This is a genomic window from Acinetobacter sp. UBA3132 (assembly GCF_002364825.1).
GTDB lineage: Bacteria > Pseudomonadota > Gammaproteobacteria > Pseudomonadales > Moraxellaceae > Acinetobacter > Acinetobacter schindleri.
This window is the reverse complement of record NZ_DEZM01000040.1, coordinates 1-7,620: the sequence shown is the minus strand read 5'-3', so window position 1 is coordinate 7,620 and position 7,620 is coordinate 1. Positions and strand designations below refer to the sequence as shown.

At 40.6% G+C, this 7,620-nt stretch carries 8 protein-coding genes; 3 read left to right on the top strand and 5 right to left on the bottom strand.

What is annotated here, in order from left to right:
• Positions 1-128: 128 nt before the first annotated feature.
• Positions 129-1,328 carry an NAD(P)/FAD-dependent oxidoreductase gene (locus B4033_RS01635; protein WP_286831495.1) on the bottom strand — a complete coding sequence of 400 codons (1,200 nt, stop codon included), beginning with the start codon at positions 1,326-1,328 and terminating at the stop codon, positions 129-131.
• 183 nt (positions 1,329-1,511) lie between these two features.
• Here B4033_RS01635 and B4033_RS01630 point away from each other — a divergent pair, with 183 nt between their 5' ends.
• Positions 1,512-1,838, top strand: coding sequence for a DUF4870 family protein (locus B4033_RS01630; protein WP_008307481.1), 327 nt, complete (start codon positions 1,512-1,514; stop codon positions 1,836-1,838).
• Here B4033_RS01630 and B4033_RS01625 read toward each other — a convergent pair.
• A complete protein-coding gene (locus B4033_RS01625) occupies positions 1,835-2,710 on the bottom strand; it encodes a 1-aminocyclopropane-1-carboxylate deaminase/D-cysteine desulfhydrase (protein ID WP_286831490.1) in 876 nt (291 codons plus the stop codon). The two genes, B4033_RS01630 and B4033_RS01625, sit on opposite strands and share 4 nt — an antisense overlap.
• 176 nt (positions 2,711-2,886) lie before the next feature.
• Here B4033_RS01625 and B4033_RS01620 point away from each other — a divergent pair, with 176 nt between their 5' ends.
• Entirely contained in the window at positions 2,887-3,066 is a 180-nt protein-coding gene (locus B4033_RS01620) for an NF038215 family lipoprotein (RefSeq protein ID WP_004814732.1), read from the top strand.
• A 111-nt stretch (positions 3,067-3,177) separates the two neighbouring features.
• Entirely contained in the window at positions 3,178-3,801 is a 624-nt protein-coding gene (locus B4033_RS01615; protein ID WP_076754062.1) for a LysE family translocator, read from the top strand.
• A 66-nt stretch (positions 3,802-3,867) separates the two neighbouring features.
• On the opposite strand, the gene B4033_RS01610 is transcribed toward B4033_RS01615, so the two are convergent.
• The 3 genes from B4033_RS01610 to B4033_RS01600 form a co-directional block, all read right to left on the bottom strand.
• Positions 3,868-5,055, bottom strand: coding sequence for an ammonium transporter (locus tag B4033_RS01610; protein ID WP_005223049.1), 1,188 nt, complete (start codon positions 5,053-5,055; stop codon positions 3,868-3,870).
• 450 nt (positions 5,056-5,505) lie between these two features.
• Positions 5,506-6,474, bottom strand: coding sequence for an MBL fold metallo-hydrolase (locus B4033_RS01605; protein WP_286831484.1), 969 nt, complete (start codon positions 6,472-6,474; stop codon positions 5,506-5,508).
• Positions 6,475-6,732: 258 nt separating this feature from the next.
• Entirely contained in the window at positions 6,733-7,494 is a 762-nt protein-coding gene (locus B4033_RS01600; protein ID WP_286831481.1) for a DUF4145 domain-containing protein, read from the bottom strand.
• Between the last annotated feature and the right edge of the window lie 126 nt (positions 7,495-7,620).

Below are 7,620 nucleotides of genomic sequence, written 5' to 3'. Positions count from 1 at the left end.
ATTATTTGCAAGAAGCCGGCCGAAAAATGCAGCTGACGATTGACCGTCTTGAAAATACAGCCAATCTTAAGCTGTTTAAAACAGACTATCTGGAGTGAACTTGAGACTGACTTTAGAGTATTTATAAATTAAACATATTCTGATGCGGCATGCGCTGATGACCATGCCCATTGGAAATTAAATCCACCCAGATGTCCGGTTACATCCAGAATTTCACCGACAAAGAATAAACCTTTCTGTTTTTTGCTTTCCATGGTTTTTGAAGAAACTTCGGTAGTATCTACACCCCCTAGCGTTACTTCGGCAGTACGATAGCCTTCGGTGCCTGATGGTTTCACTTCAAAGTTGTGCAAACGTTTGGCGATCTGTTCCAGTTTATCATCACTGATATTGCCAATCGAGGTTTCTGCAACCTCAGTCCAGATCAGATGCTGTAATTCCAGTACCACACTTTTGGGTAAGTGCTCGGTGAGTAGGGTCCGTAACAAGACTTTTGGCTGGCTTTGTTTTCTGGATTTAAAGAAGTCAAACAGATCCACACTTGGCAGGAAATCGACCTTAAAGCTTTGACCAACATCCCAGTAGTTAGACAATTGCAACGAGCTTGGACCACTTAGGCCACGATGGGTAAACAGCAGGGCTTCAGTAAAGCTGTTCAGCTCATTAGATAAAGTTGCTTCTACCGCATTACCACTTAAGCGCGTCGTAACTTCTTTAAAATTATCCGAGAAGGTAAATGGCACTAGACCGGCACGGGTCGGATAGATATAGTGCCCAAATTGCTTGGCAATCTCATAGCCAATACCAGAACCACCCAGGGTCGGAATTGACAGGCCACCGGAAGCCACCACGACAGATTCAACTTCAAAATATCCCAAAGATGTTGCAACCTGCAAACCTTGATCGTCGACCGCGTTGACTGCTTTGACTTCACAACTCGTTTTAATATCGACCAGACCGGTCTTATCACATTCAGACAGCAGCATTGCCAGAATTTCTTTGGCGCCATTCAGCGTAAACAGCTGCCCATGCTTACGCTCTTCATATTCAATACCGTACTCGCATACCATACCAATGAAATCCCAGTTGGTATAACGGGTCAGGGCTGAAATAACAAAATGTGGGTTATGCGAGATGAAGTTTTCCGGCTCGACGTACAAGTTGGTGAAGTTACATTTCCCACCACCAGACATCAGGATCTTTTTACCGACCTTATTGGCCTTTTCAACCACGACAACACGACGACCACGTTGCGCAGCCATATATGCTGTCATTAAACCTGACGCACCTGCACCTATGACTAGAACATCGTATTGCTTGGAAGACATGACACACTCAAGGGAGAAGAAAAGGAAAGCATTATAGACAATTTTATTTCAGCTTTCTCTATTCATCCTGAAGCAAATCGAATTACAGATATTCATCAGACATTCATCACAACTGATTTGAAATACTGAAAAGCTGCTTCTATAGTTTTATACATGAGGATAAAAAGCCCAGGAGAAAGACTGATGGCGAATATCGAACAATTAAAACAATATAATCTGATTACTTATATTCTGTATATTCTGGGCTTCTTTGTCGGCCTGACGCCGATTGTTGCCATTATTATGAACTATCTGAAACGCAATGAAATGCGCGGCACCTGGCTGGAAAGTCATAGCGACTGGCAGATTCGAACCTTCTGGATCAGTTTAATTGGTTATCTGATCGGTGGCTTATTAACCACGATTCTGATTGGATTCGGGATTCTGTTTGTAGTGTTTATCTGGCACATTTACCGTCTAGCCAAAGGTTTGATGGCTTTAAATAATAATGAGCCGATTAATCCGGTTTAATTTGTATACAGCTCAGGGATTTTGCCTTGCAGGCCTCCGGTATGAATAACCAATAGCTTTGATCCAGCAGGGAAATAACCCTTTACAATCAGCTCAGTCAGGCCCATCAGCATTTTCCCGGTATAAATCTGTTCTAAAGGAATACCGTATTCAGCTTCAAAGTTCTGAACAAACTGAATCAGTTCAGCTGTAGTTTTGGCATAACCACCACAGCAATAGTCATCCATAATCTGCCAGTTTTTCTTGCTGGTCAGTTTGGCGACATCTTCTGTTAAGAATGTCCCTTTCAGTGCAGAAAAACCTAAAACGTGTTGATGATTTTGACTGGCTTCAATCAGTCCTGTAATTGTACCGCCTGTACCCACTGCAGAACAGATCACATCAAACTGGCGATCTTCAGGTTTTAAAATTTCCTGACAGCCTTGAATAGCAAGCGTATTGGTCCCCCCTTCAGGAATCACGTAATGATCTGGAAACTGCTGCTGTAATTCTGCCAAAAAATCGGGTTGCTGTTTACGTCGATAATCCTCACGGCTGACAAAATGCAACTGCATGCCAAAGTCTTGCGCGGTCTTTAAGGTAGGATTTAAGGGTTTTTCTTTAAGTTCTTCACCACGAATAATGCCGATACTTTCAAAACCAAACTGATGTGCCGCAAATGCCGTCGCTGCAATATGATTTGAATAAGCACCGCCAAAAGTCAGCAACTTTTTAAACCCTTGTTGTTGCGCTTGCAGAAAATTATATTTCAGCTTAAAAAACTTGTTGCCCGAAATCCGTGGATGCACCAGATCCAACCGACGTATGGTCAGTTGCATACCGTGTACATTCAGGGTTTGGTCTATGAATTGCTGGGCAATCGAATCAAACATGGCAATCTTAAAAGTGAGAACGGCAACAGTATAACCAATTTGAGCGTACCCGAAAGTGACTTTATTCCTATTCTAACTGCACTCTTGAATGATGCAGCTTGTCACAAAATAATTGAATAAAAAACAGACATAAAATGCTAATCTAAAGTTAAGGGAATCTGTCAGGAGGGTAGCAAATGAAACATCTATCCTATGTTGTGCTTGCGTTACTTCTGTCCAGTCTGGCTGGCTGTGATAATGACAAAATGAATAAACCGAAAACTGAAGTCAGAACCATGATCATAGGCGGAATGCCGGTACATGATCACGACTATCATTTGTCTAAACCGCAATTTATCGCCCAAGAGCTTCAGTAAACTTAAACTGAATATTTATGAGATAAAGTTAAAATTTTGCACTATAAAAATGCAGCATTCGTGCTGCATTTTGCTTAGAATAGCGCAATCAAGATTTAACCGGGTTGTGTTGTGGAATCATTCTGGATTTTGGGCTCAATTGCCTTTGCATTAATGTTAGGCGCAATGAGCCCTGGGCCGACATCGATTTATGTGGCAAAAAATTCAATTGCTATTTCGCGTAAGCATGGCCTGTTTACGGCATTAGGAACCGGTACAGGTGCCGCTGTTTTTGGTCTACTCGCAGTTCTAGGCTTACAGGCATTTTTACTGGCTGTGCCATCTGCTTATCTGGCTTTAAAAATCTGTGGTGGGATTTATTTGCTCTGGCTGGCATTTAAAATTATTAAACATGCCAAAGAGCCGATTAATGCCGATGAAGACAGCAATACCCAGATGTCACTGCGTCGTGCTTATACTACAGGCTTGATCACTCAATTATCTAACCCCAAAATTGCCATTGTATTAGCCAGTATTTTTACTGCACTTTTGCCTAAAGAAATTCCGACCTATTTCTATGTCGTGCTTCCGGTCCTATGTTTCTTTATTGATGCAGGATGGTGTTCTTTGGTGGCAGTTGCCTTGTCTGCAGAAAAGCCTCGTCGTGTGTATTTAAAATTCAAAGCAGGCTTTGATCGTGCTGCAGGTGCAGTCATGACCGTGCTTGGATTAAAGCTGATCTTTGGTATGAAGTAATTATTTCTATAAGCTCCGCTATAGATAAAAAAGCCCCTGTGAAATAGGGGCTTTTTTACGAGAGCATTAAAAAATATTTTCTTCAGAATTCGCAGAAATACGGTGAATGGACAAGTCTGCACCTGTAAATTCTTCTTCCCGGGTGAGACGAATACCAATCCATACTTTGAGCAGGCCATAGACCAGGAAGCCACCTGCCAAAGCCACAATAATGGCGAGAACTGTACCAACTAGCTGTGAAATTAAAGAAACGCCGCCCATGCCTCCCAGCCATTGCTGACCGAAGATACCTACAGCAAGACCCCCAAAAGCTCCGCATACACCATGCAAAGGCCAGACACCAAGCACATCATCCACTTTGAGTTTATTTTGGGTATACGTAAACAGTTTTACAAAAATCACGCCTGCGCTGATCCCGATAAAAAGTGCACCCAATGGATGTACCACATCTGAGCCTGCACAGATCGCTACCAAGCCGGCTAATGGTCCATTATGCAGAAAGCCCGGGTCATCTTTACCTGCCACTTTGGCTGCAATTGTTCCACCGACCATTGCCATTAAAGAGTTGATGGCGACCAGTCCAGAAATAGCATCGAGGCGCTGGGCACTCATGACATTAAAACCAAACCAGCCGACAATTAAAATCCATGAACCTAAAGCCAAAAATGGAATCGATGAAGGCGGATGTGCTGTAATCCGGCCATCATTTTTATAGCGGCCATGACGTGCACCAAGCAGAATTACTGCAGCCAGTGCGATCCAGCCACCCATGGCATGCACCACCACTGAACCGGCGAAATCATGAAAGCTAGCACCAAATGCCTGAGCCAACCAGTCCTGGAAACCAAAGTTACCATTCCAGATCATGCCTTCAAAAAACGGATAAATCAGGGCAACCAGAAATAAAGTTGCTAAAGCCTGCGAGCGCATTTTGGCCCGTTCAGCAATACCACCAGAGATAATCGCTGGAATGGCGGCAGCAAAGGTAAGCAGGAAGAAACAGCGCATCAGGTTATAGCCATGATCAGCTGCTAAGGTATTGGCATCATGGAAAAAATGCTGTCCATAGGCAATATAGTAACCCACTAAAAAGTATGCGATTGCAGAGATGGCAAAGTCAGTTAGAATTTTACTTAAGGCATTGACCTGATTCTTATGTCGAACTGTTCCAAGTTCCAGAAAAGCAAATCCTGCATGCATGGCAAGCACCAGAACTGCACCGAGAAGGAGAAATAATAAGTCTATATTTTGCATGGTGCGTTCCAATTTAGTGCGTAGAATCACAAAAGAAACCCAGTATATAGAGGCAAAATGATTCTAAAAGAGGCACTAGCAAGGGAAATTTTGATGAAGAATTTATTGAAATTAATAAGACTCGATATAAGGCATAATGTGACTTGTTTGCACCAAACTAAGACACTACAAGAGGTGATAAATTTAAAATTTATACCTAATTTTTAAATATTTAGATTTATCGGACTCAATTGAATGCTAGAAATGAGTGCTAAAGGTGCACAATGAATGTGAAGCAATTTTTAAGAAAAAATTTAAAAAATTAAGTGAAGTAGCGGATTTTAATTCTCAATCTAAACGTGATTTTTGAGTTTAAGATCTTTAATACTTGTTGGTTAGGTGTTTATAAAATAAATGAAACCCTAAAAGCTTAGGGTTTCAGACTTAGAATATTGCAATCACAGTACTCAATTAATCTTTAAAGTGTACCGGTATCCACTGATAGCTTTGACCATCTTTTGAATAGATATGCCCAATGCCTGGGAAAGGTAAATGCGGTGCAGCAATCAACTGACCCGCTTTGGCATATTCAGCAAAATGTTCAAGACGGGTTTCGACTGCTGCCTTAGGGTCTATATCAAAATCTACCGCTGTTTTTGGTGCATCAAACTGCAAGGTATGTGAATGCACGATGTCACCAATAAATACCACTTCTTGAGCATCGGTTTTCAGTTTAAAGCTGTAATGCCCTGGGGTATGACCGAAAGATGGCTTAAATTGAATATCTCCAAAGCTCAAAGCTTTATCTGAAAAGACTTTAATTTTTTTGGCTTTTTCATAGGGTGCAAGTGCAGCTTTAATTTTCTCAACTGTGCCTAAAAATTTCTCTTGGTTTTCTTTGGGTAGTTTCTTGATGGTGTTTGGACTGAGCCAGTAGTCATATTCGGTTTTGGAAATATGCAGTGTGGCATTTGGGTAATTTGCTACACCGTTATTTGAGATGCCACACACATGGTCAGGGTGTAAATGGGTCAGGAAAATGCTATTGACCTGTTCTGGTTGATAACCCGATGCTTTGAGGTTGTTATAGATTGAACCTAAGTGTGTGCCAAAGCAACTTGCAGCACCGCTGTCGACCATTAGTAGCTGGTTGCCTGTATTGATTAAAAAAGCATTGACTGAGGTTTGTATGCCTTTGTCGTTGATGGCAGCGTATTTTTTGAGAATGCCCGTTTTTTCGCTGTCACTTAAGCCTTTAAATAGCGCAGGGTTTAAGTAGTTTGTGCCATCGAGCAGGGCGGTGATTTGAGTGTTGCCGATTTGGTGATGGTAGTAGCCAGCCACTTGTTTTTGCGTTGGAATAGCGGTTTCAGCCGCTTGAATGGGGAGGGTTGTAGTGCTTAGAGCAAGTGTGAGGAATAGGGGGTTAAATGTTTTCATGGGGTTCTTATAAGTTTTAAAGGGATGGATATTTTTTATCATACTTAGATATAAATTTTAAAATTTTTTGAAAGCTCTTTCTCTTGCGTCACATATGGCTCAGGGAGAAGGTTGGGATGAGGGTTATAGCTTTTTGCCTTACTTTTGACGGGGCAAAAGTAACAAAACCCCCTTGTTCTTTAAAGGGCACGTCCGTATACCCCTAACGAACGGGCGACATCCATGTCGCAGGTCATGTTATTAGATTGATATTGAGTCTTAAGATTTTTCTCGACGTTCAAGTCTTCTTTTTTCCGCTTCCTGTATCTGAGCAGGAAATGTATACACTTCTTTTAATAATGCTTCTGTAAAGTCTAAACAATCTAATGCTTCGTCTTCACCCGTAGTTCCATCATGCGCAGAATCATTGCCATCATGACGAATACAATGAGCTAGTTCTTTTAATCGTTTTGGAATCTTGTCTTGATTAATTAAAAAATCAATTCGATTAGCTAATTTATTTCTTTGGTCCTTATTCGGTTGTTGCTCACTGGCTTGATTTTCTTCTAACCATTTTTCTAATAAATTTTTAGTTACTAAATCTAAGCATAATCTGAACATAGAGCCACTAGCTACGAAGCAATCCATTGATAAGCATTTCGTAGCTTCATCAAAAATATTTTTGATCTCTTCTGGAACATGAATGGGACAAACATTCTGTTGTTTTAATGGAGGTGTAATTAATCCTTTGATAAATACATGATCATTTATATTTGTATAAGACAGAGTACATAGATCAACTACAAGGCTTATCTCTTTTTTTTCTCTATGATCTAGATATATATCATCATCAATTTTTTTCTTATCTGATTCTAAATGTAAAATCATCCCTTTCTTGCAATTACTACATTGTGTAAATGCTTGCCAATAAAATATTTGATTGTAATAACTCTTATATGTGTTGATAGTAGTTTTTAATACATCTAGACGAATATTCTGGGAATTACAAAAATTGCAGTTATAGACTAAAAAATGTTTCATTCTTATTGGCTTATACGAATTCTATTTGTAGAGATAATACACCTAATCGTTAATTTATCTAGAGTAAATTAGATATAAAGAAGGCGAAATGGATGTCGCCGTTCACTTGTGGTACAGGGATGTATC